24 protein-coding genes are annotated in these 25,749 nt (G+C 59.1%); 8 read left to right on the forward strand and 16 right to left on the reverse strand.

What is annotated here, in order from left to right; all coding sequences use genetic code 11:
* Nucleotides 1–4 precede the first annotated feature (4 nt).
* The 6 genes from ACP7BE_RS19715 to ACP7BE_RS19740 are packed head-to-tail and all read left to right on the forward strand — an operon-like array spanning nt 5 to nt 4,578.
* Nucleotides 5–523 carry a hypothetical protein gene (locus tag ACP7BE_RS19715; protein WP_426107113.1) on the forward strand — a complete coding sequence of 173 codons (519 nt, stop codon included), beginning with the start codon at nt 5–7 and terminating at the stop codon, nt 521–523.
* Nucleotides 520–1,707 carry a beta-ketoacyl-[acyl-carrier-protein] synthase family protein gene (locus ACP7BE_RS19720; protein WP_426106966.1) on the forward strand — a complete coding sequence of 396 codons (1,188 nt, stop codon included), beginning with the start codon at nt 520–522 and terminating at the stop codon, nt 1,705–1,707. The genes ACP7BE_RS19715 and ACP7BE_RS19720 overlap by 4 nt, the downstream gene beginning before the upstream one ends.
* A complete protein-coding gene (locus ACP7BE_RS19725; RefSeq protein ID WP_426106968.1) occupies nt 1,704–2,171 on the forward strand; it encodes a 3-hydroxylacyl-ACP dehydratase in 468 nt (155 codons plus the stop codon). The genes ACP7BE_RS19720 and ACP7BE_RS19725 overlap by 4 nt, the downstream gene beginning before the upstream one ends.
* Nucleotides 2,164–2,892 (forward strand): 3-oxoacyl-ACP reductase FabG, encoded by a 729-nt coding sequence (fabG, locus tag ACP7BE_RS19730; RefSeq protein ID WP_426106970.1) that lies wholly within the window; start codon nt 2,164–2,166, stop codon nt 2,890–2,892. Before ACP7BE_RS19725 ends, fabG begins: the two co-directional genes overlap by 8 nt.
* Nucleotides 2,892–4,118: a beta-ketoacyl-ACP synthase gene (locus tag ACP7BE_RS19735; protein ID WP_426106972.1), complete on the forward strand. Its 1,227-nt coding sequence runs from the start codon at nt 2,892–2,894 to the stop codon at nt 4,116–4,118. Before fabG ends, ACP7BE_RS19735 begins: the two co-directional genes overlap by 1 nt.
* Nucleotides 4,119–4,137: 19 nt before the next feature.
* Nucleotides 4,138–4,578: a hypothetical protein gene (locus tag ACP7BE_RS19740; RefSeq protein WP_095000868.1), complete on the forward strand. Its 441-nt coding sequence runs from the start codon at nt 4,138–4,140 to the stop codon at nt 4,576–4,578.
* A gap of 599 nt (nt 4,579–5,177) precedes the next feature.
* Here the strand turns inward: ACP7BE_RS19740 and ACP7BE_RS19745 are convergent.
* A complete protein-coding gene (locus ACP7BE_RS19745) occupies nt 5,178–5,516 on the reverse strand; it encodes a YceK/YidQ family lipoprotein (protein WP_095000867.1) in 339 nt (112 codons plus the stop codon).
* Nucleotides 5,517–5,957: 441 nt separating this feature from the next.
* On the opposite strand from ACP7BE_RS19745, the gene ACP7BE_RS19750 reads away from it, so the two are divergent.
* Nucleotides 5,958–6,137, forward strand: a complete 180-nt coding sequence (locus ACP7BE_RS19750) for a DUF6124 family protein (protein ID WP_095017718.1) — start codon at nt 5,958–5,960, stop codon at nt 6,135–6,137.
* 42 nt (nt 6,138–6,179) lie between these two features.
* On the opposite strand, the gene ACP7BE_RS19755 is transcribed toward ACP7BE_RS19750, so the two are convergent.
* Entirely contained in the window at nt 6,180–7,082 is a 903-nt protein-coding gene (locus ACP7BE_RS19755) for a LysR family transcriptional regulator (protein WP_095000866.1), read from the reverse strand.
* Nucleotides 7,083–7,222: 140 nt separating this feature from the next.
* Between ACP7BE_RS19755 and ACP7BE_RS19760 the strand changes: the two genes are divergently transcribed.
* Nucleotides 7,223–8,482, forward strand: coding sequence for an MFS transporter (locus tag ACP7BE_RS19760; protein ID WP_153328394.1), 1,260 nt, complete (start codon nt 7,223–7,225; stop codon nt 8,480–8,482).
* Nucleotides 8,483–8,512: 30 nt separating this feature from the next.
* Here the strand turns inward: ACP7BE_RS19760 and gspM are convergent, their stop codons facing one another.
* The 14 genes from gspM to gltB form a co-directional block, all read right to left on the reverse strand.
* On the reverse strand, nt 8,513–8,962 hold the full coding sequence (gene gspM / locus ACP7BE_RS19765) for a type II secretion system protein GspM (RefSeq protein WP_095020166.1): 450 nt from the start codon (nt 8,960–8,962) through the stop codon (nt 8,513–8,515).
* Entirely contained in the window at nt 8,959–10,050 is a 1,092-nt protein-coding gene (gene gspL / locus ACP7BE_RS19770; protein ID WP_426106975.1) for a type II secretion system protein GspL, read from the reverse strand. Before gspL ends, gspM begins: the two co-directional genes overlap by 4 nt.
* A complete protein-coding gene (locus tag ACP7BE_RS19775; protein ID WP_095000863.1) occupies nt 10,047–10,904 on the reverse strand; it encodes a general secretion pathway protein GspK in 858 nt (285 codons plus the stop codon). The genes gspL and ACP7BE_RS19775 overlap by 4 nt, the downstream gene beginning before the upstream one ends.
* A complete protein-coding gene (locus ACP7BE_RS19780; protein WP_095000862.1) occupies nt 10,904–11,458 on the reverse strand; it encodes a type II secretion system protein GspJ in 555 nt (184 codons plus the stop codon). The genes ACP7BE_RS19775 and ACP7BE_RS19780 overlap by 1 nt, the downstream gene beginning before the upstream one ends.
* Nucleotides 11,451–11,819 (reverse strand): type II secretion system minor pseudopilin GspI, encoded by a 369-nt coding sequence (gene gspI, locus ACP7BE_RS19785; protein ID WP_095000861.1) that lies wholly within the window; start codon nt 11,817–11,819, stop codon nt 11,451–11,453. Before gspI ends, ACP7BE_RS19780 begins: the two co-directional genes overlap by 8 nt.
* Nucleotides 11,809–12,297: a type II secretion system minor pseudopilin GspH gene (gene gspH, locus ACP7BE_RS19790; RefSeq protein ID WP_095000860.1), complete on the reverse strand. Its 489-nt coding sequence runs from the start codon at nt 12,295–12,297 to the stop codon at nt 11,809–11,811. Before gspH ends, gspI begins: the two co-directional genes overlap by 11 nt.
* A gap of 3 nt (nt 12,298–12,300) precedes the next feature.
* Nucleotides 12,301–12,741, reverse strand: coding sequence for a type II secretion system major pseudopilin GspG (gene gspG, locus ACP7BE_RS19795; protein WP_426106979.1), 441 nt, complete (start codon nt 12,739–12,741; stop codon nt 12,301–12,303).
* A gap of 3 nt (nt 12,742–12,744) precedes the next feature.
* A complete protein-coding gene (gspF, locus tag ACP7BE_RS19800) occupies nt 12,745–13,956 on the reverse strand; it encodes a type II secretion system inner membrane protein GspF (protein ID WP_095025222.1) in 1,212 nt (403 codons plus the stop codon).
* 2 nt (nt 13,957–13,958) lie between these two features.
* Nucleotides 13,959–15,431 (reverse strand): type II secretion system ATPase GspE, encoded by a 1,473-nt coding sequence (gene gspE / locus ACP7BE_RS19805; RefSeq protein ID WP_095023791.1) that lies wholly within the window; start codon nt 15,429–15,431, stop codon nt 13,959–13,961.
* Nucleotides 15,428–17,341, reverse strand: coding sequence for a type II secretion system secretin GspD (gspD, locus tag ACP7BE_RS19810; protein ID WP_426106982.1), 1,914 nt, complete (start codon nt 17,339–17,341; stop codon nt 15,428–15,430). The genes gspE and gspD overlap by 4 nt, the downstream gene beginning before the upstream one ends.
* A 9-nt stretch (nt 17,342–17,350) precedes the next feature.
* Entirely contained in the window at nt 17,351–17,878 is a 528-nt protein-coding gene (locus ACP7BE_RS19815; RefSeq protein ID WP_095000855.1) for a type II secretion system protein N, read from the reverse strand.
* 654 nt (nt 17,879–18,532) lie between these two features.
* Complete coding sequence (hemE, locus tag ACP7BE_RS19820; RefSeq protein ID WP_095000854.1) at nt 18,533–19,600, reverse strand: uroporphyrinogen decarboxylase; 1,068 nt, start codon at nt 19,598–19,600, stop codon at nt 18,533–18,535.
* Between the two features lie 229 nt (nt 19,601–19,829).
* Complete coding sequence (locus tag ACP7BE_RS19825) at nt 19,830–21,248, reverse strand: FAD-dependent oxidoreductase (RefSeq protein ID WP_095000853.1); 1,419 nt, start codon at nt 21,246–21,248, stop codon at nt 19,830–19,832.
* A gap of 33 nt (nt 21,249–21,281) precedes the next feature.
* Nucleotides 21,282–25,730, reverse strand: a complete 4,449-nt coding sequence (gene gltB / locus ACP7BE_RS19830; protein ID WP_095001092.1) for a glutamate synthase large subunit — start codon at nt 25,728–25,730, stop codon at nt 21,282–21,284.
* Nucleotides 25,731–25,749 lie beyond the last annotated feature (19 nt).

The raw sequence follows: 25,749 nt of genomic DNA on the forward strand, positions 1-25,749 counted from the left end.
TCAGATGAACCGAGTTGCCTGCATCGCGAGCAAGCCCGCTCCCACACGGATAATGTTTGTGTGGTTAGTGATGTGCATGCTGCTCAGTAGCTGCACCAGCTTGCCGCTGCCCAGGAAAACGCCAACCCTGGCCCTGCCCATGCAATTGCATATCCAGCGCGAACAGGCCGAACAACGGCAAGACTGGTTGCTGGTGATCCAGCAGCAAGGACCTGCCCTACGCTGGTCGCTGATGGACCCCCTGGGTATTCCGCTGGCGCGCCAATTACTGCAAGACGGCACCTGGCAGGCTGACGGTCTGTTGCCGCCCAACCCCGAGGCCCGCGAACTCTTCGCCTCGCTATTGTTTGCACTGACACCGGCAACTGAGCTGGCGGACAATTATCCACAAGCAAAAACTGCGGCTGACTTGCGAGTTATTGAACAGCGCTGGCAAGTGCACTACCAGCAACCCGAGGCATTTCGCATCGATATGAAGGGCGATCTGCATTACACCATCAGCCCGCTGGAGGCCGCCCCATGACTGCTTACCTCAACGCACTGGGCGTGGTCTGCTCTCTGGGCCGAGGCCCCGCCGAAGTGGCGAGCAAACTGTTTGCCGGTGACTGCTCGGGCATGCAGCGGCAAAGCGGCTGGGTGCCTGAACGCTCGCCGACCATCGGCGCGGTAAGCGGCGAACTGGTAGCGATCCCCGCTGGGCTCGAACAGCAAAACAGCCGCAACAACCGACTGTTGCTCGAAGCCGCATTGCAAATACAGGGCGATATTGAGCAAGCAATCGCTACCTTCGGCCGCGATCGTATTGCCATCGTGCTGGGCACCAGTACCTCGGGCATTGATGAAGCCAGTCAGGGCATTGCCCATTACCTGCAGCATCAGCAGTTCCCCGCTGATTACAGCTATCAGCAACAAGAGCTGAGTGCACCGGCCACGTTCCTGGCCGACTGGCTGAACATCAGCGGGCCGGCCTATGTGATCTCCACCGCCTGTACCTCCAGCGCCCGGGCGCTGATGAGCGCCCAGCGGTTGCTGGACATGAACCTGTGCGACGTAGTGCTGTGCGGCGGTGTCGACACGCTATGCAAATTGACGCTCAACGGTTTTTCGGCGCTGGAGGCGGTGGCGGATGAGCGCTGCAACCCGTTTTCGGTCAACCGTCGAGGCATCAATATCGGCGAAGCGGCAGCGCTGTTCTTGATGAGCAGGCACCCCGCCAACGGCCACACCATCGCTCTGCTCGGCGCAGGCGCCAGCAGTGACGCGCACCATATTTCCGCCCCGGAGCCCAGCGGCCGCGGCGCCGTACAAGCCATGCACAAAGCCTTGGGCCGCGCGGGTTTACAGCCCGCTCAGATCGGTTACCTGAACCTGCATGGCACCGCCACCCAGCACAACGATGCGATGGAAAGCCACGCCGTGTCGCAGGTGTTCGCCAACGGTGTGCCGTGTTCGTCGACCAAACCCATGACCGGCCATACCCTGGGTGCGGCTGGCGCGCTGGAAGCTGCCTTCTGCTGGCTGAGCCTGAGCCACGGTGGTGCTTTGGCGCCCCATGTCTGGGACGGCCAAGGCGACCCGGCGCTGCCGGCGCTAAACTGGGTTACCCCCGGCCAGACCCTCGCACCCGCCCCACAGCGCTGCCTGATGAGCAATTCGTTTGCCTTCGGCGGCAATAACGTCAGCCTGATTATCGGAGAGGCCCCATGATTGACTGGCCACTCGCCGAACTGCTGCCCCACGCTGGCGACATGATCCTGATCGATCAGGTCCTGGCGTTTGATGAAGAGCAGATTGAAACCCGCCTGATCGTAAAAGCCGGCGGCCTGTTCAACCGCGAAGACGGTAGCCTGCCCGCCTGGACAGGCATTGAATTGATGGCGCAAAGCGTCGCGGCCTACGCCGGTTGTCGCGCCCGCTTGCAGGGCCGCCCCGTGGCGCTGGGCTTTTTGTTGGGCACACGTAAATTTGAATGTAACGTCGACCATTTCCCGCTCGGCGCCCCGCTGCATATCCACGCCCTGCGCTCACTGGAAGACGACAACGGCATGGGCGTATTCGAGTGTCACCTCACCGGCCCCGGTATCCATGCCAGCGCCCGCCTGAACGTGTTCCGTCCGCCCCAGGCTGACACCTACCTTGCTCAAACACCCCGGGAGACCCGCCATGACTGAATCCATTCTGGTCACAGGTTCCAGCCGTGGCATTGGCCGCGCCATCGCCTTGCGCCTGGCCCAGGCCGGCTTCGATCTGGTCCTGCATTGCCGTAGCGGCCGCAGCGAAGCCGATGCCGTCATGGCCGAAGTACACGCCTTGGGTCGCAGTGCCCGGGTGTTGCAATTCGACGTATCGGATCGCACCCAATGCAAAGCCATCCTGGAAGCCGACGTTGAAACCCACGGCGCCTACTACGGCGTAGTGCTCAATGCCGGCCTGACTCGCGACGGCGCCTTTCCAGCGCTGAGCGAAGACGATTGGGACGTGGTGATGCGCACCAACCTCGACGGCTTTTACAACGTGCTGCACCCGGTGATGATTCCGATGATCCGCCGCCGCGCAGCCGGGCGTATCGTCTGCATTACTTCGGTCTCGGGCCTGATCGGCAACCGCGGGCAGGTCAACTACAGCGCTTCCAAGGCCGGTTTGATCGGCGCCGCCAAGGCTCTGGCCATCGAGCTGGGCAAACGCAAAATCACCGTCAACTGCGTCGCGCCGGGGCTGATCGACACCGCCATGCTTGACGAAAACGTACCGGTAGACGAACTGATGAAAATGATCCCCGCCCAACGCATGGGCACCCCCGAAGAAGTCGCGGGGGCGGTCAACTTTTTGATGTCGGCCGAAGCGGGCTATATCACCCGCCAGGTGCTGGCCGTCAACGGAGGGTTGTGCTGATGAAACGCGTCGTTGTCACCGGCATGGCCGGTATCACCTCGCTGGGCAGTGACTGGGCCAGTATCGAAGCCAACTTTGTGGTCGGGCGCAGCGGTATCCGGCGCATGGAAGAGTGGGACCGGTTCGCTGAACTTAACACCCGACTGGCCGGCCCCATTGATGACTTTGTGGTGCCCGCCCACTGGACCCGCAAGCAACTGCGCAGCATGGGCCGCGTGTCGCGGCTGGCCGTCGGCGCTGCAGAGCAGGCCCTGCAGGACGCCGGCCTGCTCGGCAACCCGATCATTCGCGACGGGCGCATGGGCGTAGCCTGCGGCTCGTCCACCGGCAGCACCGACGAGATCATGGCGTTCGGCAATATGCTGCTCAACTCGGTGGCAGACGGCCTGAATGCCAACAGCTACGTACGGATGATGCCGCACACCACAGCGGCCAATATCAGCATCTTCTTTGGCCTGACCGGGCGCCTGATCCCGACCTCCAGTGCCTGCACCAGCGGCAGCCAGGGGATCGGCTATGCCTACGAGGCCATCAAGTTCGGCCGCCTGCCGCTGATGCTCGCCGGCGGCGCCGAAGAACTGTGCCCCACCGAAGCGATGGTGTTTGACGCACTGTACGCCACCAGTCTGAAAAACGACGCCCCGCACACCAGCCCACGCCCCTACGACAGTGGTCGTGACGGCCTGGTGATCGGCGAAGGCAGCGGCATGCTGGTACTCGAAGAGCTGGAACACGCACTGGCCCGTGGCGCCCATATCCACGCAGAAATCGTCGGCTTTGGCAGCAATGCCGACGGCCAGCACACCACCCGCCCGGAAGTCGGCACCATGCGCCGGGCGATGGAACTGGCACTGGAAGACGCCGGTATTGGCGCGGATGCCATCGGCTATGTAAACGGCCACGGCACCGCCACCGAACAGGGTGATATTGCCGAGACACTGGCCACCAGCGAGCTGTTCGGCAAACACATGCCCATCAGTTCGCAGAAGAGCTTTTTTGGCCATACCCTGGGCGCCTGTGGGGCGCTGGAATCCTGGTTCAGCATCGAAATGATGAACCGCGACCGCTACGTTCCCACGCTTAACCTCGATAAAGTCGACCCGCGCTGCGGCGAACTGGATTACCTGCGTGACGAGTTCCGGGTGATGCACAACGACTACGTGATGAACAACAACTTTGCCTTTGGCGGAGTCAACACATCGTTGATCTTCCGTCGCTGGGCCTGATACCTGTGGAACCCATGCAATGACTTACCTGCTGCGCATTACCTTGATTGCCCTGGCCCTGCTGACCACCGTGTCCTGCACCAGCAAACCCGTGTTCACCCCCGACCGCACATTACATGCCTCGATCAACAGCGACCGTGCGCAAATGCAACAGGCCATCGTCAAGGCCCTGGTCGGGCGCGGCTGGACAGTGCAAAAAATCACCCCGCAACTGGTGCAGGCGCAGATCACCGTGCGCGGGCAATACCACGCTGAAATCGACATTCCGTACAGCGCCGATCACTACCGGATCCAGTACCGCGACAGCAGTGGCCTGGACTACAAGGACGGCAAGATTCACAAGAATTACATTCGCTGGGTGCGCCTGCTGGATCGCGATATCGTGCGCGACCTCAAGGACAATCAGAACGAACGCACGGCCAAACAGCTGTCTGAAGCGGCGCGGGTAAAACCGTTGTAACCATCAGAAACGACAAAGGCGCCTTTCGGCGCCTTATTCACAAACAGACTGGCTTGTCATAGCACTGTGTCTGTCCGGCTCTGTAATGGCTGGTTTCCCAGGATTCTCAGCGTCTCACAAGCCCCTTGCGGGTACGAATGGACTATTACTCGCGCTAAGCGTTTAGGCAACCAGCATGACGCCCGCTTATCGTTTCTGGCCGCTCTTTTACAAGCTCAAAGCGCAGCGGACAGCCGATGTTTACGAATAACCACGATGGCCCTGACCTTGATCATTCCGGCACTTCATAGCCTCTGAAATCACAAATAAGTACGCTGCCTTCTTTCGGTTGATATTGAAGTGACATTGACTGGACCCGTGCTTAAAGAAGCGATTTTGCGCAGCATTACTTTCAAGTTTCCAAGCGTGTTTTATAACTGCGCGTTTCGCAATTCTCGGCCAAACCGCAGCCCCTGCGGGCCATATCTCTTTCATTCGCAGGACATAACCTGCAAAGCCTGAACCGCGATGTAGCGCTGGCGATGGTGCATCTGATCCATCAGGCTAAAACGTCTGTGGATAAGTGACTGGCCCGGTAATACACGCGCCCAAAGCTACAACTATCGGGCGAGAGTGATACTTCCTTCGGTGCTTTGGCGATAAATCGTGTAGGGCAGCACCACCGTGTCAGCAATGGCGGAAGGCACGAAATCCAGAAGCCTGAGTGGTAGCAAGGCAGACGCTGCAATATCTTGTGAAACAGTAGGGGATGGCCCGTGCAGAATACACAGGCCGTATGACACGCCACTGTAAACCCGGGGCACGGAATCACAGTAGGTTTTCCACTCTTTAAGATTACGACGCGTTACTTCATCACCACGCAATACCGTATTGGTCGTTCCACAACCGCTGAGTGCCAAGCATAAGCCAGCGAGCACTGCGTAACCTTTATGGGCCATGATCAAATCTCGATGTCAGGGGTTAATAACCTAACGACAAACGTACACAAAAGGCGATCACCTCCCGGCATCGATTTGTTAAGAGACTTTTCGCCAAGAGGAAATCTTGCGCGCCAACATTGACCGGGCAGCGACGTCCGAGGGTCATATCTCTTTCATTCGCAGGACGCTTCCTAGAGAATCCTTGGGTCTTGCGCCTGTCTCTTTCGATCGCTAGCCTCCGGTACGTCATCCCCCATGGTTGACCGGGCGTGCAAGTCCGATTGAGATTTGAGTATCACCGCCAGAAACTCTGTTTTATGGCGGCTGTACGTGGGAGGTCTTCGGATCTGCCGGGTTTTGCTCCTATCTACCGGTCTTGCACACCCGCGTACAGCTGCCACCCTCTTTGTGTGCAAGCAAATGGTGACAGCTTCCAATTCGTATAGATGGAGACTCACCATGACTACACACGATCACGAACAAACCCTCGAACACACCGATGAACTGCTACGCTGCGCCATCGCCACGGCCTATGCGTCGGCCGATAACCTGCAAGGCCTGAACCGCGATGTGGCGCTGGCGGTGGTGCATCTGATCCATCAGATCAAAGCGTCTGTGGATAAGTTGCTGGCTCGCTGATCAGCCCTGCCCTCACCCCAAACCTCTCCCTCCGGGAGAGGGCTAGGGTGAGGGGTGCACCATCTTGCGCGTCAGCAACTGCGCAAACGCGGTCGCCATCGGTGATGAGTGACCCTTGCGCTGCACCAGCCACACCGCCGTATTGGCATCGGTATCCAGCAACGGCCGATAAACCACACCCTTGATACGCATATGCTGGAACGACGCCGGCAGCACCGACACCCCCAACCCCGCCGACACCAGCCCGATAATGGTCATGGCCTCCCCCGCCTCCTGGGAGATATGCGGGCTGAACCCCGCCACCCGCGCCAGGCTGAGCAATTGCGCGTACAAGCCGCTGCCATAGCTGCGCGGGAAGAATACAAAGGGTTCGTCCGCCAATGCCGCCAGTTGCAAACCATCCTCGCTGCCTTCGGCCAGCGGGTGATCGGCGCGAATCACAGCCACCAGCGGCTCGCGAAACAGTTCCACGACATGCAACGAATCCGGCAACGCCAGCGGCCGCATGATCCCGACTTCGATGGACTCATCCACCAGCCCCTCGGCCACCTCGCGGCTGCTCATTTCCTTGAGGTCCAGATGCACCGCCGGGAACGCCTGGCGAAAGGCAAAAATGGCCTGGGGGATACTGGAGTTGAACGGCGCCGACGAGGTAAAGCCAATTTTCAATTCACCCAGCTCACCCAACTGCGCCCGCCGGGCCACGTCGGCGGCTTTGTCGACCTGGGCCAACACCCGCCGCGCCTCCTCAAGAAACAAGCGTCCGGCTTCGCTCAGGGCAACCCGACGATTGGTTCGCTCGAACAGCCGTGCCCCCAATTCCTGCTCAAGCGCCTGAATTTGCTGGCTTAGCGGTGGCTGGGAAATGCCCAGCACCTGCGCCGCCCGACCAAAGTGAAGCTCTTCGGCCACGGCAATGAAGTAGCGCAAATGGCGCAGTTCCATACAACCCCCATTAAGTCGTAAAACCTATTAAACAGGTCGAATTATATATTGGAAAGAATCGTTAGCCGCCTATATTCTTTTGTCATTGCCGTTCGGCTTTACCCCAATTTGAGGTCCCCGTGAAAACTGCTGCTGCACCCCTGGCCCACGAAATCCCGCCGTCCGCGCTGGATGATGTTGTTACCCAACTGAATGATGTATTTATCGAGAAAGGCACGCCGATGTTTATGCGCACGGTGCTGGCCCTGTTCTCGGGTGGGTTCGCAACCTTTGCCCTGTTGTATTGCGTGCAGCCGATGATGCCGGTGCTATCCCATGAGTACGGGATCAATGCCGCTCAAAGCAGTCTGATTCTGTCCGTGGCCACGGCGATGCTAGCCATTGGCCTGCTGATTACCGGGCCCATTTCCGATGCCTTCGGGCGCAAGCCCGTGATGGTGTTTGCGTTGTTTAGTGCCGCGCTGTTTACCCTCCTCAGTGCCCTGATGCCGACCTGGGAAGGTGTACTGATAACACGGGCGCTGGTAGGGCTGTCACTTAGCGGGCTGGCTGCGGTAGCCATGACCTATCTGAGTGAAGAAATCCACCCGCAGCACATCGGCCTGGCCATGGGCCTGTATATTGGTGGCAACGCCATTGGCGGCATGAGCGGTCGTCTGATCAGCGGTGTATTGATCGACTTTGTCAGTTGGCACACCGCGATGTTGGTGATTGGCGCGCTGGCGCTGGTGGCCGCGGTGGTGTTCGTGAAAATCCTCCCCGAGTCGCGCAACTTCCGCCCGCGCTCGATGAATCCGCGCAGCCTGCTCGACGGTTTCACCATGCATTTTCGCGATGCCGGGCTGCCCTGGCTGTTTCTCGAAGCGTTCCTGCTGATGGGGAGTTTTGTCACCCTGTTCAACTACATCGGCTACCGCCTGCTGGCCGAGCCGTACAATATGAATCAGGCGCTGGTAGGCTTGCTGTCGATCGTCTATCTGTCGGGTATCTACAGCTCGGCACAGATTGGCGCACTGGCCGACAAACTGGGCCGTCGTCGCGTACTGTGGGCGGTGATTGTGCTGATGCTGGCCGGGATCGCGCTGACCCTGCTCACGCCCATTGCGTTTGTGATTATCGGCATGCTGATGTTCACCTTCGGCTTCTTCGGCGCGCATTCGGTGGCCAGCAGCTGGATCGGCCGCCGGGCAAGCAAGGCCAAGGGGCAGGCGTCGTCGCTGTACCTGTTCAGTTACTACGCCGGGTCGAGCGTAGCTGGCACCCTGGGGGGTGTGTTCTGGCATCTGGCGGGCTGGAACGGCATCGGCTTGTTTATCTCCAGCATGCTGGTGGTTGCCCTGCTGGTAGCGCTGCATCTGGCCCGGCTGCCAGTGCTGCCGGGAAACGCAAAGAACACGTAACTCCCTGCACCTGCGGCTACAGGCACTACCTCAATTCGGGTTGTTAATCTGTAGCCGTGCCTGGAGGCTGGTACCACGTTTTTCCAGACTCAGGCTTTCGAAGCCTGCACCCTCCAGTTCAATACGATTGAGCCAGCCCAGCACCGCAACCGCATCCCCGTTCAGGGAGATGCGTACAACACCGCCATCCATTTCAAACTGCTCAACGCTCAACCCGGAGTCTGCGGCACTGTCGCTCAAACGCGAGACCAAGGGCTGTTCAGCACCCCTGGCAATAGATCCGGGGCGTGCCTGCCGGACTTCACCTTCGAGTGCCAGCTGCTTGAGGTACAGCGCCCGGGCCGCATCCAGACGTTGTTGAGCCGGTAACCACAGCCCGTAGACGCTGAACACAATCAGTAAAAATACCGCCAGCACACCGCACAACTGGCGGTCTCGAGGCGGCAGGTGCAACCAGCGCTCACGCACAAACGTCTTCATGATTCATCCCTGAGGGTCAGCATGGCCTGCACCCGACTGCCCTGCTGGCTCGCATTGCCCAGCGTAATCGGCAGTGCGCTTTGCACGCCTCGCTCGCGTAATTGCTCAAGCTGGGCAAAGCTGCCGACCGTGAGGTTCAATACCCAACCGATGCTTGCCCGCCACTCCATATGCTGCACTTCGACACTGCTGGCGCCAATCACCTGCTCGGTCAGTTGAAGCAACCGTGCCATATGCCCTCCTTGTGCACCCGTGGCGCGCTGCTGCATTGCCTTGAGTTGTGCGGACAGGTCCACAATACGGGTTTGCGCCGGGTACAGGGTTTTGAACCGCTCCTCGCTCATGACATAAATCCGCGCCGCTTCCCCCTCCAGAAAACTGCTGCGCAGGTGGGTAAACCCCAAGGCCAGCGCGAACATCAGCAGTGCCATTACCCTGAGTCGCCGCCACGGCCAACCCCGCACCTGACGCCGAAACTCACCTTGGAGCAAGTTGATTGCATCTTCCGGAAGTGCGTCCCAGTCAATTTTTCGCGCCGTCAATGCGGTGGGCAAACCGGATTTAACCAACTCCAGCCCCACCAGGGAGACGGCCAGCCGGAATTCAAGCGTCCCGCCAACCAACCAGCGCCCACACCACCATTGCATACATGCTTGATCGCGAGGCAACAGATCCGCATCCACCTGCGCGCTGACGATAGTCAAGCCGCGTTCATGGAGCTGGCACAGCAACGTTCTAAATCGCTGTTTGTGAGTGATCAGCAAGGGATAACGCTGCTGCGTATCCACCGGCCCGACGGCGAAGTGCAGTTCGTCCAGATCATCGGCCAGTTGATCTTCGACGGCAAAAACCAGGGCCTGTGCGGTGGGCCTACGCTTGCCCGGCCAGGGTTCGGTCAGCACCCAGCTGCACATTTCCATGGGCAGGACCAGTGCGACGCTCCGGCCTTTCAGCCCGGCTGCAGCTTCGCTCAATGAGGTTTCTGTCGGCGACTGAGCATCGTGCCAGACGAATACAGGGGCGTTGTCATAATCAATCTCGACACTGTGGGCAAAACCCTTGGCGGTGAGGTAAAGCCAGCTGTTCATACAAAGGGCTCGCGGTGTCGGGGAGCTAAAAGGCGTCGCTGCAACAAGTGCCATTCGCCGGTATGAGGATCGCGGACCACATCGCTTTCAAGCCGCAAGCGACTTTGCCCAAGGCGCACATCGGTGGTGATCCGAAACCAGCGACTGCTGATGCCCAGACCCGCAGCCTGAACACCCAACCCGATCAGCGCCGGGGTGAACGTGAAATCCTGAACACTGGCATAGCCTTGCAGCGGCCGGGTAGTCACCAGCGCGCGCGCCAGCTCAGGCGTCACGCCTTCCAGCGTCGCAAGGAGAGTGGCAGGCGCAGTGTTTATGTTCAGTACGGCATCCTTGCCCAACAGCACGATCCACGGCTGCATACGCATGTACCACTGGCTGTCGACACCGGGCAGCACACGCAACTGGCTGATATCACTCAAACTCTGGCCCTGCAGTACGCTGGCATCCAGCGGGGTCAATTCAAGCAGGGTTTGCAGGCGCATCCAGCGTTGCTCCATCACATCGCTGGCGGGACCTTTGGCCAATAAGGGGCTGATGTTGAATCGCCCGGCGAGGTCTTCAATTACCACGTCGATTTGTCCATCGTCGATGCGCAACTGTGGCTGGCTGCTGGCCCAGGCCTGGCCAGAAGCAACGGCGACCATGGGGTCGCGGATCAGGGTACGCAAGTGTTCACGGGCCCAGGTCTCGCCCGCAAATGCCAGGGTGCGCAGTTGCAACTGATGGATCTGCTGGGCACTGCTGTTCAGAGCCAGACGATGGCTGCGCAACAGGCCGGCGGTGATCAACAACGCCAGGCTCATCACCAGCAACACGGTGATCAGGGCGATCCCTCGCTGGTTGCGGCGCATCACGTGCCCCCCGGCAATAACAGCACACGGCGTACACCGTCGAAGCGACCCACCGACAGGTTTAACTCCAGGGCGTGCTGCGCAGTTTTGGGGGCAGAAGCACCTGCACTGTGCCAACCCGTCTTGCGATTGAACAACCGCCAGCGCACCTCGCGCACATCGCCAAGCAGTTTTTGTTGTTGCAGTTGCGCGCCCTCCTCCAGCCCGCGGCTAAAGCGCCAGAGCACACCGTCCTTGAGCTGGTAACTGACATCCTGCACCTCACTGCGCGGCAGGCCCAACGGGTTGCGCCAGTTGACGCGGCGCACTTCGAGTTTATCGGGGTACAGCACGACACCCGGGCTTTGGGCTGAACTCTGGGCCTGCAAAACATCGCGTTCGATCATCGCCACCGCCCTCTGCAAGCTGCGCAGGGCCTGCTGTTGTGCCGTGCTGCTGCGCTCGGCACGTACAACTGCGTCAAAGAGTCGCCAGCAGCCAAGGCCCAGCAAGGCGAAAATGGCAATGGCAATCACCAGTTCGAGCAGGGTAAAGCCGGCCTGGGGCTTATTCATGGCTGAACGCCAGCCAGTGGGTCACAGACTGTACCGCATGCTCGCTGCCCGCCGGGCTGACACTCAACTCTACCCGCAGCAGGCCTGTACCGGGCTCGGCCGTGATGCGTCGACTCAGGCGCCAGTCACGCCGGGCATAGGTCACATTGAGGGTTTGTAGCCCCAAGGCCGGAGGAGCAGTTTGCAGCTGCATTTCATTGAGGTGGTTGTCCGCCAGCCATGCGCCCAACAACCTTGCCTCGACCCTCGCACTCTGGCCCAGCACATACTGGCAGGCAGACATGACCGCCGCCGCCAGGATGGCAAAGATGGCGAGCGCAATCATGACCTCCAGCAGGGTGAAACCTTTATCAGCCTTCATGGGATGCCTGCGCCACAACAACCAGCGCGTCGCCAAGGCCGTCGCTGACGATACTTCGCCAGCGCCGGGGCGGACTGTCGACGTGCAGACTGAAAGCGGTGTTTTCATCGCTGCTCAACCACATTAACTGCGGTGCTTCTGCCATAGGTATAAGGGGCTGCGAGCGCCCCTCCACAGTCAGGGCAAGGGCCAGTCCGTAAGGCAACTTCACCCGGGCATCAGCCGGCTTCCAGGCATCACGTTCAAAGCGCATCACCTGATAGGCCCCGGGCTCAAGCCGCAGGCCATATTCCCGGCCATCCAGAACCGCTTTCTCGCGTAAACCGTGCATAACGCCCAACAGGACATCGGCTTCCTGTCGAGCGTTGCGGCTGTTGTTGTCACCCAGGCTGATACGCACCATTGAAGCGAGCACACCCACCAGCACAATGACCACCAGCAACTCGATCAGGGTAAAGCCCGACGCCCGCCTGCGCATGGCTCAGTAGCTCCAGTTGCCGATGTCTGCCGCGCTCCCTTCACCGCCGGGTACGCCGTCTGAACCCAAGGAAAACAGATCGTAATCTGTCGAACGGGTACCCGGGCTCAGGTATTGATAAGGCGTGCCCCACGGATCCAGTGGCAGCCGCTTGAGATACCCCTGCGGGTTCCAGTTTTTTACCATCGGGCTGCCGGCCGGGTGCTTGCTCAAAGCCTCCAGGCCCTGCTGGGTCGAGGGGTAGCTGAAGGTGTCGAGGCGATACATTTCAAGGGCTGTGGCAATGGCCTGAATATCAGTGCGCGCAGCGGTCACCTTGGCCTGATCCGGGCGGTTCATAAACTGAGGCACGACAATGGCACCGAGCACACCAATGATGACTACCACAACCATGATTTCAATCAGGGTGAAGCCCCGTTGCTTGGGTTTTGAAGTACTGTTCATAGGTCAATTTACCAGTTGATTGAGGCCAAGAATCGGCAAGAGAATGGCCATGACGATCAGCAGCACCACGCCACCCATCAGCACCAGCATGATCGGTTCAAACAGGCTCACTACCAGGGCGATACGGGCGGCGAGGTTTTTTTCCTGTTGCTCGGCGGCCCGCGCCAGCATGCTGTCCAGCTCGCCGGCACGTTCGCCACTGGCAATCAGATGCAGCATCATGGGCGGGATATCGCCACTGCGCTCCAGCCCTCGAGCCAGAGTGCCGCCTTCGCGGACTGAGCGGGCAACGTCGAGCATGCGTTGGCGTATGGCCAGGTTGCTGATGACCGTGGCCGAAATTTCCAGGGCATCCACCAGTGGTACGGCACTTTTGCCCAGTATCGCCAGGGTGCTGGCGAACCGTGCTGCTTCCATTGCCCTCAGCACCCCGCCCACCAGCACAAGGTTGAGCAACAGCACATGCCAGCGCAGCTTCAGCCGCGGCTGACGCAGTGCCCAACGGGTCGCGCCGCAGGCAACCAGCAGCACGATAAAAAGCAACGCGCCATGACTGCGCAGACCATTGCTGATGGCGATCATGGCTTGTGTCAAAACAGGTAATGGCTGGCCACTGTTGATGAAGATCTTGACCACGTCGGGTACAACGTAGCCGAGCAGGAAACCGACAATCGAGAACGAAGCAACCAGCAAGATCAGGGGATAGACCAACGCCAGCTGGATTTTCTGGCGCGAGGCCTGACGGGCTTCGGTGTAGTCGGCCAATTGCTCCAGGACGAGCCCCAGGTGCCCGCTGCGCTCGCCTGCAGCGACCGTGGCCCGGAACAGTTCGGGGAAAGCGCGAGGGAACACCGCCAACGTGGTGGCCAAGGCATGACCTTCCAGCACCCGGCTGCGCACAGCCGCCAGTAAATGGCTAACCCGACGCTTTTCACTTTGAGCCGTGACGGCGCTCAAGGCTTCTTCGAGGGGCAGGCCGGCATGGATCAGAGTGGCTAATTGACGGGTGAGCAGCGCCAGATCCGTGCCCCCCAGACGGGTGCCGGACTGCGCATGGCTGTCCTTCTGCCGATTTTTTCTGGCCTCACCCAGATGGCTCAGGCGCAGGCCCCGCTCACGTAAAAGCTGGCGAGCATGGCGGGCACTGTCAGCCTCTTGAAGCCCCCGGCAATTGCGCCCGTTGGCGTCCTGCGCGCGATACTCAAAAGCAGGCATGCTCAGTCCTCCTGAGTGACACGCAGCAGTTCGTCGAGGCTGGTCTGACCGTCAAGCACCCGCCGTTGGCCATCTTGAAACAGCCCGCAGGATAACTTTCGCGCTTCGCGGATCAGTTCCGGCTCGCTGGCGCCCTGATGAATCATCCCGGCCAGGGCCGGGGTGATACTGACCAGTTCGTAGATACCGGTACGACCGCGATAACCTTGCCGGCAGTGTGTGCAGCCCCGAGCCCGGAACAGGGTCGGCCTGGCCTCAGGGTCAAGGCCAAGCCGTGCCCTGGCGACCGGGTCGGCGGCGTACGGGGTTTTGCAGTCCACACACAGCGTGCGCAGCAGCCGCTGGGCCAATATGCCCACCAGCGAAGACGACAACAGATAGGCATCCACCCCCATGTCTACCAACCGGGTGACGGCGCCAATGGCGCTGTTGGTGTGCAGGGTCGACAGCACCAGATGCCCGGTCAACGAAGCTTGTACGGCGATTTCGGCGGTTTCATGGTCACGGATCTCACCGACCATGACCACGTCGGGGTCCTGACGCAGAATCGCCCGCAGACCTCGGGCAAACGTCATGTCAGCCTTGGTGTTGACCGGGGTCTGGCCGATGCCGGGAAGGTGATATTCCACCGGATCTTCGACAGTCAGAATATTACGGCTCTGGTGATTCAAATGGCTAAGCGCAGCATACAGGCTAGTGGTTTTGCCCGAGCCGGTCGGGCCCGTGACCAGAAAGATCCCATGGGGGCGCGCAAGAATGTGTTGAAACCGACTCAGGGTCTCGGCGGGCATGCCCAGGCACTGGAGATCCAGGCGCCCGGCCTGTTTATCCAGCAGACGCATGACTACCCGCTCACCGTGTGCAGAAGGCAGGGTAGAAACTCGCACATCGACTTCATGCCCGGCCAGACGCAAACTGATGCGGCCATCCTGGGGCACGCGTTTCTCGGCGATATCCAGGCGCGCCATCACCTTGATCCGTGATACCAGCAGACTAGCCAGTTCGCGTTTGGGCCTGAGCACTTCACGCAGTTGGCCATCAATGCGCATGCGCACGGACAGGTAGTGCTCAAAGGTTTCGAGGTGTACGTCCGAAGCCTTCTCACGCATGGCTTCTCGCAGCAGGGCATTGATCAGGCGAATGATCGGGGCATCGCCCTCCTGCTCCAGCAGATCTGCGGTTTGCGGTACTTGCTCGGCCAGGCTCATCAGGTCGAGTTCGTCGTCCAGCCCTTGGGCTACTTGCTCGGCCGCGCTTTGGCCAGCGCTATAGGTGCTGGCCAGCCGCTCGCTGAATTGTGCATCGGTGAGTGTGCTGACCTTTAATTCAGCCGTTGCCCAGCGCTGTGCTTCGGCCAACGCGGTCAATGGTGTGTCGGCACGAAGCAACAGGGTGGCAGGCGTGGATGAGGTGTCCAGCAGCACCCCGAAACGCCGGGCAAAGCCGAAAGGCAAACGCTCACCTGGCGATGTCATGGTCGACCTGCTTCAGGTGGGCGACGGTTATCTTGCGTAGGGGTATCGAACATTTGATGTGCATTGTCGGGCAACAACCGCGAGCTTTTGCCCTTGGGACCGCTCTCATCGAGCTTGCGCAAAGCGTTGTAACGGCTTTCGCTGATTTCACGCAGATCATTCTTGCTGCGCACAATGGTCGGACGCAAAAAAACCATCAGGTTGGTTTTGGTACGGGTGTCTTTGTTCCAGCGAAACAGGGCGCCCAGGTACGGAATGTCTTTAAGTAAAGGAACGCCACTGACCTGGGTTCGCACGCTGTCCTTGATCAGCCCGCCAATCACGATGATTTCCCCGTCTTCGGCCAGGATGGTGCTTTTCAAGGCGCGTTTATTGGTGATCAGGTCGGTTGACTCGACACCCTGCAGTGAAGGGGCTATCTCGGAGTTTTCCTGTGCAACTTCCAGACGCATCAAGCTGCCTTCATTGATATGCGGCTTGACCTTTAGGCTGATGCCGATGTCCTGACGCGTCACCGTGGTAAAGGGGTTTTTGGCGTTTTCACCAGAGCCTGTATAGGAGCCAGTTTTGAGCGGCACGTTTTGGCCCACCAGGATCTCGGCTTCCTGATTGTCCAGGGTCAGAAGGCTCGGCGTGGACAACACATTGTTGTTGGTATCGCTGGCCAACGCTGAAACCAGGACGTTGAAACGGTCGTTGCCAACCTGCAGCACGGCACCTTCTGGGAGTTTGATATTACTTTGGGACAACGCACCAATTTGAATTCCGGTGCCCGGGAAGGTAATACCGCCTCTGCCTCTGCCTGCGTTGACACCCCATTGCACGCCGAGGGTTTTCGCAATATCCCCGGAAACTTCAACAATAGCGGCATGGATCAACACTTGTGAGCGCGGCTGATCCAGTTCGCGCACGATATTTTCCAGGGTTCGAACCTGCGCAGGCTCAGCCATGATCACCAGTGCGTTCTGGCTTTCATCTGCCGCTACCATCACTTCGCGGGTTGATGCTTTCTGGGTACTGCTCTCCAGGGCCATGTCCTTTTTCAAACCCGGGCTTACTGATTCCAGTACTGCGGCCAATTGCTTGGCATCGCCATAGCGAAGACGCAGCACCCGTGAGTTTTCCTGCTTGATGCTGCCCGGAGCATCGAGAGAGCGGGCCAGTGCACTCAAGCGCTTGCGCACTGTTTCGTTGCCAATGATTACCACGCGATTGGTCGATGTGTCGGCGATCACTCGACTGTTCGAACCCGCATCCTTTTTGTCCAGCGCTTGCTCCATGATCCTGGCAATGTCGCTGGCCAGACCATGTTTGAGCACAACCACCGAATGGCCGGAACGCGCACCTGAATCCAGCTGGCGAACCATTTCGACAAGGCGCTGCGTATTGGCTGCAGTGTCGGTAATGATCAGCGCGTTGGCCGAAGCAGAAGGCCCGACGTAGCCACTGCTAGACACCAGTGGTCGCAACAGGCCAGCCAGATCGGCCGCGACGCTGCCATTCAGTTCGATGACCCGTGTGACAAAGGCCTCTGCCTCAACCGCTTTCGCATCAGCGCTGCCAGCCCGTGCTTTTGCCTCGGCGGCAGGGATGATCAGTAAACGATCACCTTGGTCAATCACCGAGAAGCCGTGGGCATCGAGCACAGAGTAAAACAAGCGACGTACGCCTTCGCGGTCCAGCTCTTTTTCGGAAATAACCGTGACCCGGCCCTGAACCCTGGGATCAAGAACCACGGTGGCGCCGAGTATCGATGATATTTCCTGCACGACGTCGCGCAGTTCGGCCTCTTTCATCGCCAGTTTCCAGTACTGCTTCTGGGCCCACGCCGGAGATTGCAACAGCAACCCTGCGCACAGCACACAACAGGTAAAAAGAGGGCCGAAAACGAAGGCACCGGGCTTGGTCATGGGCATTTTCTAAAGTTTCCCGGTCGATGGCCGCAGGTAAAAAGTGGTCTCCTGCGAGGTCGTAGCTGGAGCAGTGGATAAGGGCAATACATACTGGTTTGGCGGTTTAAGGGTCAGGTACTCTTCACGCCCATTGCGCCATAGCACCACATGGTCCATCTCGATACGGCGCAGGACACTGCCACCCGGCAAAGGCTCACCTTCCGAGTAGAAACGTGCCGACTGTGCATCGGCCAACAAGGCTTGAGAGGAGCCCTGGCTCGCAACAAAGCTCGCACGCAACTGCAATGGCTCAGCACTCGGTACCCGACGGTCTTGAGTGACAAGCCCGAATAACGTGGCGATCGCTTCAGGCTTGAAAAGCCCGGGAGCCGGAGGATCTGAAACATTCAAGGGTGCGAGTTCCGATTGCATATGGATAGAGTGGCGATACCCTTGTTCTTGCCACACCAAATAACTGCCATAGACCAAGATCAATGCCAGCGACGCCCATACAGATGAAAAGCAGTGTTTGAGTACTTGAATCGAACTGTTCATGACTGTCTCATGACTGAATTGCTCTACCCTGATAAAAAACACCGCTGCGTCAGATGGCAAGTGGATAACTATCAACCTGCACACACATCAACACGCAAATCTCCCTCTAAAAAACAGGCTTAAGCTAAACAGTACCGAACAACTTCACTCCAAAACCCGGCGCCCCCTTACTTAAACAGTCAGGAGCTATCATTGCGACTTGTTTCTAGACCAAGGTAACTTTCCAGCAAGAGCCACACCCGGATCACAATGAGTGGTCTACGGAGCGTATTGCAAGCAGCAGTCCGAATGTGGGGCGACTATCACTAATACACCCTCAAACTGCGAGCGCTTGAAAGTGCAACAATCAAGAACTCACCCTGGTACATTTATTATTAAAAAACCCAAAAACAACCTTGCCCTGAATAACAGAACGTTGTGCGCAGAATGCAAGCCCGATAACACTAAGCAGCCTTTTATAATACCAACCTTATTTATACAAAGGCGAAGGCTGATTTTCACTGGCATGAACAATTATTAATGTAAGGCCAGCCCTCTTGAATCTGTAGGCTTTGTCTCTAACTCCCCTACATTTAGTGTCGACAGTCATACTAATGACTACGCAATAAATGAAAATGCCCCGACATGTCGGGGCATTTTTTAATCTGCTGGAGCTTACTGGTGATATTGACCGGAGAACTCATGCACCGCACTGATAAACGCACCGGCGTGCTCGGGTTTTACTTCCGGGGTAATACCATGGCCCAGGTTGAACACATGGCCCGAGCCGTTGCCGTAGCTGGCCAGGATGCGCTTGACTTCGGTGCGGATGGCCTCCGGGTTGGCGTACAGCACGGTCGGGTCCATGTTGCCTTGCAGGGCAACCTTGTTGCCGACACGACGGCGGGCTTCGCCCAGGTCACAGGTCCAGTCCAGGCCCAGTGCATCGGCACCAGCATCGGCGATGCTTTCCAGCCACAGGCCACCGTTTTTGGTGAACAGAATGACCGGCACCTTGCGACCTTCGTGTTCGCGGATCAGGCCGCTGACGATTTTGCGCATATAGGCCAGGGAGAACTCCTGATAGGCCGCAGCCGACAGGTTACCGCCCCAGGTGTCGAAGATCTGCACCGCCTGCGCGCCCGCCAGGATCTGGCCGTTGAGGTAAGACGTGACCGACTGCGCCAGCTTGTCGAGCAGCAAGTGCATGGCTTGCGGGGTGTCGTAGAGCATGGCCTTGGTTTTACGGAAGTCCTTGGAGGAGCCGCCTTCAACCATATAAGTGGCCAGCGTCCACGGGCTGCCGGAGAAGCCAATCAATGGCACACGGCCATTGAGCTCTTTGCGAATGGTGCTGACGGCGTTCATCACGTAGCCGAGGTCTTTTTGCGGATCCGGGATGGGCAGCGCTTCGATGTCGGCCAGGGTGCTGACAACCTTTTTGAAGCGCGGGCCTTCACCCGTTTCAAAGTACAGGCCTTGGCCCATGGCATCGGGGATGGTCAGGATGTCAGAAAACAGGATGGCCGCATCCAGCTGCGGGAAGCGGTCCAGAGGCTGCATGGTGACTTCACAGGCGAATTCGGCGTTCTTGCACAGGCTCATGAAATCGCCGGCCTTGGCGCGGCTGGCGCGGTACTCCGGCAGGTAGCGACCGGCCTGACGCATCATCCAGACAGGCGTTACGTCTACAGGTTGCTTGAGCAAAGCGCGAAGGAAACGGTCATTCTTGAGAACAGTCATGTCAGCATCCGGAAAAAAAGTGGGGGCATTTTCTCAGAGACGGACGCAAAAGGCACGGCAAGTGCCGTGCCTTTTATCTATCGGGTCGATTTGCCGCGGTGGAACGTGCTATTTGGCAACACCGCGAAACAACTGTGGGAGCCGGCTTGCTCGCGATACAGACAACTCGATTGATCAGCAGACCGAGTTGATCCCATCGCGGGCAAGCCCGTTCCCACAGGGAATCGGGTTACACGCCCAGGTAATCCATGATCCCTTCAGCCGCAGTACGGCCTTCGAAGATCGCGGTCACTACCAGGTCGGAACCACGCACCATGTCACCACCGGCAAAAATCTTCGGATGGCTGGTCTGATGCTTGAACTGCGACTGCTCTGGCGCAATCACGCGGCCCTGGCTGTCGGTCTGGATCTCGAACTGCTCGAACCACGAGGCCGGGCTCGGACGGAAACCAAAGGCGATAATCACGGCGTCTGCCGGAATGATCTCTTCAGAACCCGGGATCGGCTCCGGGCTACGACGGCCACGGGCATCCGGCTCGCCGAGACGGGTCTCGACCACCTTCACGCCTTCCACTTTGCCTTCACCGACAATAGCGATCGGCTGACGGTTGTAGAGGAACTTAACGCCTTCTTCCTTGGCGTTCTTCACCTCTTTGCGCGAGCCCGGCATGTTGGCTTCGTCACGACGATAGGCACAGGTTACTGATTTGGCGCCCTGGCGAATCGAAGTCCGGTTGCAGTCCATGGCCGTATCGCCGCCACCGAGCACCACAATCTTTTTGCCTTTCATGTCGACGAAATCTTCCGGCGACTTTTCAAAGCCCAGGTTGCGGTTGACGTTGGCAATCAGGAAGTCCAGCGCATCGTGCACGCCCGGCAGGTCTTCACCGGCAAAACCACCTTTCATATAGGTGTAAGTGCCCATGCCCATAAACACGGCGTCGTACTCGGCCAGCAACTGCTCCATGCTGATGTCCTTGCCGATTTCGGTATTGAGGCGGAACTCGATACCCATACCGGTAAACACTTCGCGGCGATGGCTCAGTACGGTTTTTTCCAGCTTGAACTCGGGGATGCCGAAGGTCAGCAGACCACCGATTTCCGGGTTCTTGTCGAACACCACCGGGGTCACTCCGCCACGCACCAGCACGTCGGCACAGCCCAGGCCTGCAGGCCCGGCACCGATAATGGCGACACGCTTGCCGGTGGGCACGACCTTGGACATGTCCGGGCGCCAGCCCATGGCGAATGCCGTATCGGTGATGTATTTCTCCACCGAACCAATGGTCACCGCGCCAAAACCGTCGTTGAGGGTGCAGGCGCCCTCGCACAGACGGTCTTGCGGGCACACCCGCCCGCATACTTCGGGCAGGGTGTTGGTCTGGTGCGACAACTCGGCGGCGGCGAGGATATTGCCCTCGGCCACCAGCTTGAGCCAGTTGGGAATGAAGTTATGCACAGGGCATTTCCATTCACAGTACGGGTTGCCGCAGCCCAGGCAGCGGTGGGCCTGTTCGGCCGACTGCTGGGGTTTAAAAGGCTCGTAGATTTCCACGAACTCTTTCTTGCGTTGACGTAACAGTTTCTTCTTCGGATCTTTGCGCCCGACATCGATGAACTGGAAGTCGTTACTCAGACGTTCAGCCATTGTTAAAACCTCATCAAACTCTTCAGGCGCATATCACTGCGGATTGGCACGGATGCTGGAAAGCAACGACTTCAAGCTGGCAGCCTTGGGCTTGACCATCCAGAAACGACGCAGGTAATCATCGAGGTTTTCCGAGAGATTGCGACCCCACTCGCTGTTGGTTTCCTCAACGTATTCGTCCAGCACGTGTTGCAGGTGATTACGGTAGGCCTCCATCGCTTCGCCACTGATCCGCTGGATTTCCACCAGCTCGTGGTTAACCTTGTCGACGAAGGTGTTGTCCTGATCCAGCACGTAGGCGAAACCGCCGGTCATGCCCGAGCCGAAGTTGTAACCGGTTTTACCCAGCACACAGACAAAACCGCCAGTCATGTATTCGCAGCAGTGATCGCCTGTGCCTTCCACCACGGTGTGGGCACCGGAGTTGCGCACCGCGAAACGCTCGCCCGCCGTGCCCGCTGCAAACAGCTTGCCGCCGGTGGCGCCGTACAGGCAGGTATTGCCGACAATCGCGCTGTCCTGAGTTTTGTAGACGCTGCCTGCAGGCGGGACTATCACCAGCTTGCCGCCGGTCATGCCTTTACCTACGTAGTCGTTGGCATCGCCTTGCAGGTACATGTGCAAGCCACCGGCGTTCCACACACCAAAGCTCTGACCGGCAGTGCCTTTGAAGCGGAAGGTGATCGGTGCCTTGGCCATGCCCTGGTTGCCGTGGGTACGGGCGATTTCACCCGAGATACGCGCACCGATGGAGCGATCGCAGTTACAGATGTCGAGGTCGAACTCGGCGCCGCTCATGTCGTTGATCGCCGAACGCGCCATGTCGAGCATCTGCTCGGCCAGCAGGCCCTTGTCGAACGGAGGGTTGCGGTCTACCTGGCAGAATTGCGGCTTGTCGGCCGGGATATGGTCACTGCCCAGCAGTGGCGTGAGATCCAGGTTGTGCTGTTTGGCAGTCTCGCCCTGGAGAATTTCCAGCAGGTCGGTACGCCCGATCAGCTCTTCCAGGGTGCGCACACCCAGCTTGGCCAGCCACTCGCGGGTTTCTTCGGCCACATAGGTGAAGAAGTTGACCACCATATCGACGGTGCCGATGTAATGGTTTTTACGCAGCGATTCGTTTTGCGTCGCAACGCCGGTCGCGCAGTTGTTGAGGTGGCAAATACGCAGGTATTTACAGCCCAGGGCGATCATGGGTGCGGTGCCGAAGCCGAAGCTTTCAGCGCCCAGAATTGCTGCCTTGATCACGTCGAGACCGGTTTTCAGGCCACCATCGGTTTGTACCCGCACTTTACCGCGCAGGTCATTGCCGCGCAGGGTCTGGTGGGTTTCGGCCAAACCGAGCTCCCACGGTGCGCCCGCGTACTTGATGGAGGTCAGCGGTGAAGCGCCGGTGCCGCCGTCATAACCGGAGATGGTAATCAAGTCGGCATAGGCCTTGGCCACGCCAGCGGCGATGGTACCTACGCCCGCTTCAGCTACCAGTTTCACCGACACCAGTGCTTTCGGGTTGACTTGTTTCAAGTCAAAGATCAGCTGCGACAAGTCCTCAATGGAGTAGATGTCGTGGTGCGGCGGTGGCGAAATCAGGGTCACACCCGGTACGGCGTAGCGCAGTTTGGCGATCAGGCCGTTGACCTTGCCGCCCGGCAGTTGCCCGCCCTCGCCCGGCTTGGCGCCTTGAGCAACCTTGATTTGCAGCACTTCAGCGTTGACCAGGTATTCCGGTGTCACACCGAAACGACCAGTGGCCACTTGCTTGATCTTCGAACTCTTGATGGTGCCGTAACGCGCCGGGTCTTCGCCGCCTTCACCGGAGTTGGAGCGTGCGCCCAAGCGGTTCATGGCTTCAGCCAGGGCTTCGTGAGCCTCTGGCGACAAGGCGCCCAGGGAAATACCGGCCGAGTCGAAACGCTTGAGGATCGAGTCCAGCGGTTCGATATCGTCGATCGACAGCGGGGTATCGAGGGTCTTGACCTTGAACAGATCGCGGATCATAGACACTGGACGCTGGTCGACCAGTGCGGTGTATTCCTTGAATTTGCTGTAGTCGCCCTGCTGCACGGCGGCTTGCAGGGTGGCCACCACGTCAGGGTTGTAGGCATGGTATTCACCACCATGCACGTACTTGAGCAGGCCGCCTTGCTGGATGGGCTTGCGCGCACTCCAGGCCTCGGCTGCCAGCAGCTTTTGCTCGGCTTCAAGGTCGACGAAACGTGCGCCCTTGATGCGGCTTGGCACGCCACGGAAGCTCAGTTCGCAAATTTCTTCGGACAGGCCGATGGCTTCGAACAGCTGCGCACCACGGTACGAAGCGATGGTCGATATGCCCATTTTCGAGAGGATCTTGAGCAGACCTTTGGTGATGCCTTTGCGGTAGTTCTTGAACACCTCATAGAGGTCGCCCAGTACTTCACCGGTGCGGATCAGGTCGCCCAGCACTTCGTAGGCCAGGAACGGATAGACCGCCGAGGCACCGAAGCCGATCAGCACCGCAAAGTGATGCGGGTCACGGGCAGTAGCGGTTTCAACCAGAATGTTGCTGTCGCAACGCAGGCCTTTTTCGGTCAGGCGGTGATGCACGGCGCCCACAGCCAAAGAGGCGTGAACCGGCAACTTGCCCGGCGCGATATGACGGTCGCTCAGAACGATCTGGGTGCGACCGGCGCGCGCTGCTTCTTCGGCCTGATCGGCGATATTGCGCACAGCCGCTTCAAGACCGACGCTTTCGTCGTAGTTGAGGTCAATGATCTGACGCTCAAAGCCCGGCAGGTCGAGGTTCATCAGCGAGCGCCATTTTGCAGGCGAGATCACGGGCGAACTGAGAATCACACGGGAAGCGTGCTCAGGGGATTCCTGGAAGATGTTGCGCTCGGCACCGAGGCAGATTTCCAGCGACATGACGATGGCTTCACGCAGCGGGTCGATCGGCGGGTTGGTGACCTGCGCAAACTGCTGGCGGAAGTAATCGTAAGGTGTTCGCACACGCTGGGACAGCACGGCCATTGGCGTGTCGTCCCCCATCGAACCTACGGCTTCGTAGCCTTGCTCGCCCAACGGACGCAGCACCTGGTCGCGCTCTTCGAACGTGACCTGATACATCTTCATGTATTGCTTGAGCTGATCGACGTCGTAAAACGCCGAACCGTGGTCGTTGTCTTCCATGGTCGCTTGAATGCGCAGGGCATTCTTGCGCAGCCATTGCTTGTACGGGTGGCGCGACTTGAGGCGGTTGTCGATCGAGTCAGTGTCCAGCACCTGACCGGTTTCGGTGTCCACGGCCAGGATCTGGCCAGGGCCGACACGGCCTTTGGCGATCACGTCCTCAGGCTTGTAGTCCCATACGCCGATTTCCGAGGCAATGGTGATATAGCCGTTGGTGGTGGTCACCCAGCGCGCAGGGCGCAGGCCGTTACGGTCGAGCAGGCAGACCGCGTAACGACCGTCGGTCATTACCACGCCGGCGGGGCCGTCCCACGGTTCCATGTGCATGGAGTTGTACTCATAGAACGCCCGCAGGTCGGGGTCCATGGTTTCAACGTTCTGCCACGCCGGTGGAATCAGCATGCGTACGCCACGGAACAGGTCGATGCCGCCGGTGACCATCAGCTCCAGCATATTGTCCATGCTGGAGGAGTCCGAACCCACGCGGTTGACCAGCGGGCCGAGTTCGTCGAGGTCACCGATCAGATCGTTGGCAAACTTGGTGCGACGGGCCTGGGCCCAGTTGCGGTTACCGGTGATGGTGTTGATTTCGCCGTTGTGGGCGAGAAAGCGGAATGGCTGAGCCAGCGGCCATTTCGGCAGGGTATTGGTGGAGAAGCGCTGATGGAACACGCAGATCGCGGTTTGCAGGCGCTCATCGCTCAGGTCCGGATAGAAGGCGGTGAGGTCCGCCGGCATCATCAGGCCTTTATAAATGATGGTCTTGTGGGAAAAGCTGCAGATGTAGTGATCGCTGTCTGCCGCGTTGGACACCGAGGAACGGCGACGGGCACTGAACAGTTTGATGGCCATGTCCTGATCGCTCAGGCCGTCCCCACCAATAAACACTTGCTCGATCTGCGGCAGACGCTCCAGCGCCAGACGACCCAGAACGCTGGTATCGATGGGCACTTTGCGCCAGCCCACCAGCTGCAGGCCAGCGGCAAGGATCTCGCGATTCATGTTGTCGCGGGCCGCCTCGGCCTTGATCGGATCCTGGTTGAAAAACACCATGCCGACCGCGTATTGCTTGGGCAAATCGGTACCGAACTGCTCCTTGGCGGTTGCACGCAGGAACAGGTCAGGCTTTTGAATCAGCAGGCCACAACCGTCACCGGTCTTGCCGTCTGCGTTGATCCCACCGCGGTGGGTCATGCAGGTCAGGGCTTCAATGGCGGTTTGCAGAAGGGTATGACTGGGTTCGCCCTGCATATGGGCAATCAGGCCGAAACCACAGTTATCCTTGAATTCATCGGGGTGGTACAGACCTGCTTTCATAGACACTTTCTCACCAGGC

The sequence above is a fragment of the Pseudomonas sp. TWR1-1-3 genome (genome assembly GCF_049896805.1).
GTDB lineage: Bacteria > Pseudomonadota > Gammaproteobacteria > Pseudomonadales > Pseudomonadaceae > Aquipseudomonas > Aquipseudomonas bubulae.

Excerpts from the sequence above, each read along its gene's own strand:
- ACP7BE_RS19715 (WP_426107113.1), top strand. The coding sequence starts at position 5 with ATGAACCGAGTTGCCTGCATCGCGAGCAAGCCCGCTCCCACACGGATA.
- ACP7BE_RS19720 (WP_426106966.1), top strand. The coding sequence starts at position 520 with ATGACTGCTTACCTCAACGCACTGGGCGTGGTCTGCTCTCTGGGCCGA.
- ACP7BE_RS19725 (WP_426106968.1), top strand. The coding sequence starts at position 1,704 with ATGATTGACTGGCCACTCGCCGAACTGCTGCCCCACGCTGGCGACATG.
- fabG (WP_426106970.1), top strand. The coding sequence starts at position 2,164 with ATGACTGAATCCATTCTGGTCACAGGTTCCAGCCGTGGCATTGGCCGC.
- ACP7BE_RS19735 (WP_426106972.1), top strand. The coding sequence starts at position 2,892 with ATGAAACGCGTCGTTGTCACCGGCATGGCCGGTATCACCTCGCTGGGC.
- ACP7BE_RS19740 (WP_095000868.1), top strand. The coding sequence starts at position 4,138 with ATGACTTACCTGCTGCGCATTACCTTGATTGCCCTGGCCCTGCTGACC.
- ACP7BE_RS19745 (WP_095000867.1), bottom strand. The coding sequence starts at position 5,516 with ATGGCCCATAAAGGTTACGCAGTGCTCGCTGGCTTATGCTTGGCACTC.
- ACP7BE_RS19750 (WP_095017718.1), top strand. The coding sequence starts at position 5,958 with ATGACTACACACGATCACGAACAAACCCTCGAACACACCGATGAACTG.
- ACP7BE_RS19755 (WP_095000866.1), bottom strand. The coding sequence starts at position 7,082 with ATGGAACTGCGCCATTTGCGCTACTTCATTGCCGTGGCCGAAGAGCTT.
- gspM (WP_095020166.1), bottom strand. The coding sequence starts at position 8,962 with ATGAAGACGTTTGTGCGTGAGCGCTGGTTGCACCTGCCGCCTCGAGAC.
- gspL (WP_426106975.1), bottom strand. The coding sequence starts at position 10,050 with ATGAACAGCTGGCTTTACCTCACCGCCAAGGGTTTTGCCCACAGTGTC.
- ACP7BE_RS19775 (WP_095000863.1), bottom strand. The coding sequence starts at position 10,904 with ATGCGCCGCAACCAGCGAGGGATCGCCCTGATCACCGTGTTGCTGGTG.
- ACP7BE_RS19780 (WP_095000862.1), bottom strand. The coding sequence starts at position 11,458 with ATGAATAAGCCCCAGGCCGGCTTTACCCTGCTCGAACTGGTGATTGCC.
- gspI (WP_095000861.1), bottom strand. The coding sequence starts at position 11,819 with ATGAAGGCTGATAAAGGTTTCACCCTGCTGGAGGTCATGATTGCGCTC.
- gspH (WP_095000860.1), bottom strand. The coding sequence starts at position 12,297 with ATGCGCAGGCGGGCGTCGGGCTTTACCCTGATCGAGTTGCTGGTGGTC.
- gspG (WP_426106979.1), bottom strand. The coding sequence starts at position 12,741 with ATGAACAGTACTTCAAAACCCAAGCAACGGGGCTTCACCCTGATTGAA.
- gspF (WP_095025222.1), bottom strand. The coding sequence starts at position 13,956 with ATGCCTGCTTTTGAGTATCGCGCGCAGGACGCCAACGGGCGCAATTGC.
- gspE (WP_095023791.1), bottom strand. The coding sequence starts at position 15,431 with ATGACATCGCCAGGTGAGCGTTTGCCTTTCGGCTTTGCCCGGCGTTTC.
- gspD (WP_426106982.1), bottom strand. The coding sequence starts at position 17,341 with ATGACCAAGCCCGGTGCCTTCGTTTTCGGCCCTCTTTTTACCTGTTGT.
- ACP7BE_RS19815 (WP_095000855.1), bottom strand. The coding sequence starts at position 17,878 with ATGAACAGTTCGATTCAAGTACTCAAACACTGCTTTTCATCTGTATGG.
- hemE (WP_095000854.1), bottom strand. The coding sequence starts at position 19,600 with ATGACTGTTCTCAAGAATGACCGTTTCCTTCGCGCTTTGCTCAAGCAA.
- ACP7BE_RS19825 (WP_095000853.1), bottom strand. The coding sequence starts at position 21,248 with ATGGCTGAACGTCTGAGTAACGACTTCCAGTTCATCGATGTCGGGCGC.
- gltB (WP_095001092.1), bottom strand. The coding sequence starts at position 25,730 with ATGAAAGCAGGTCTGTACCACCCCGATGAATTCAAGGATAACTGTGGT.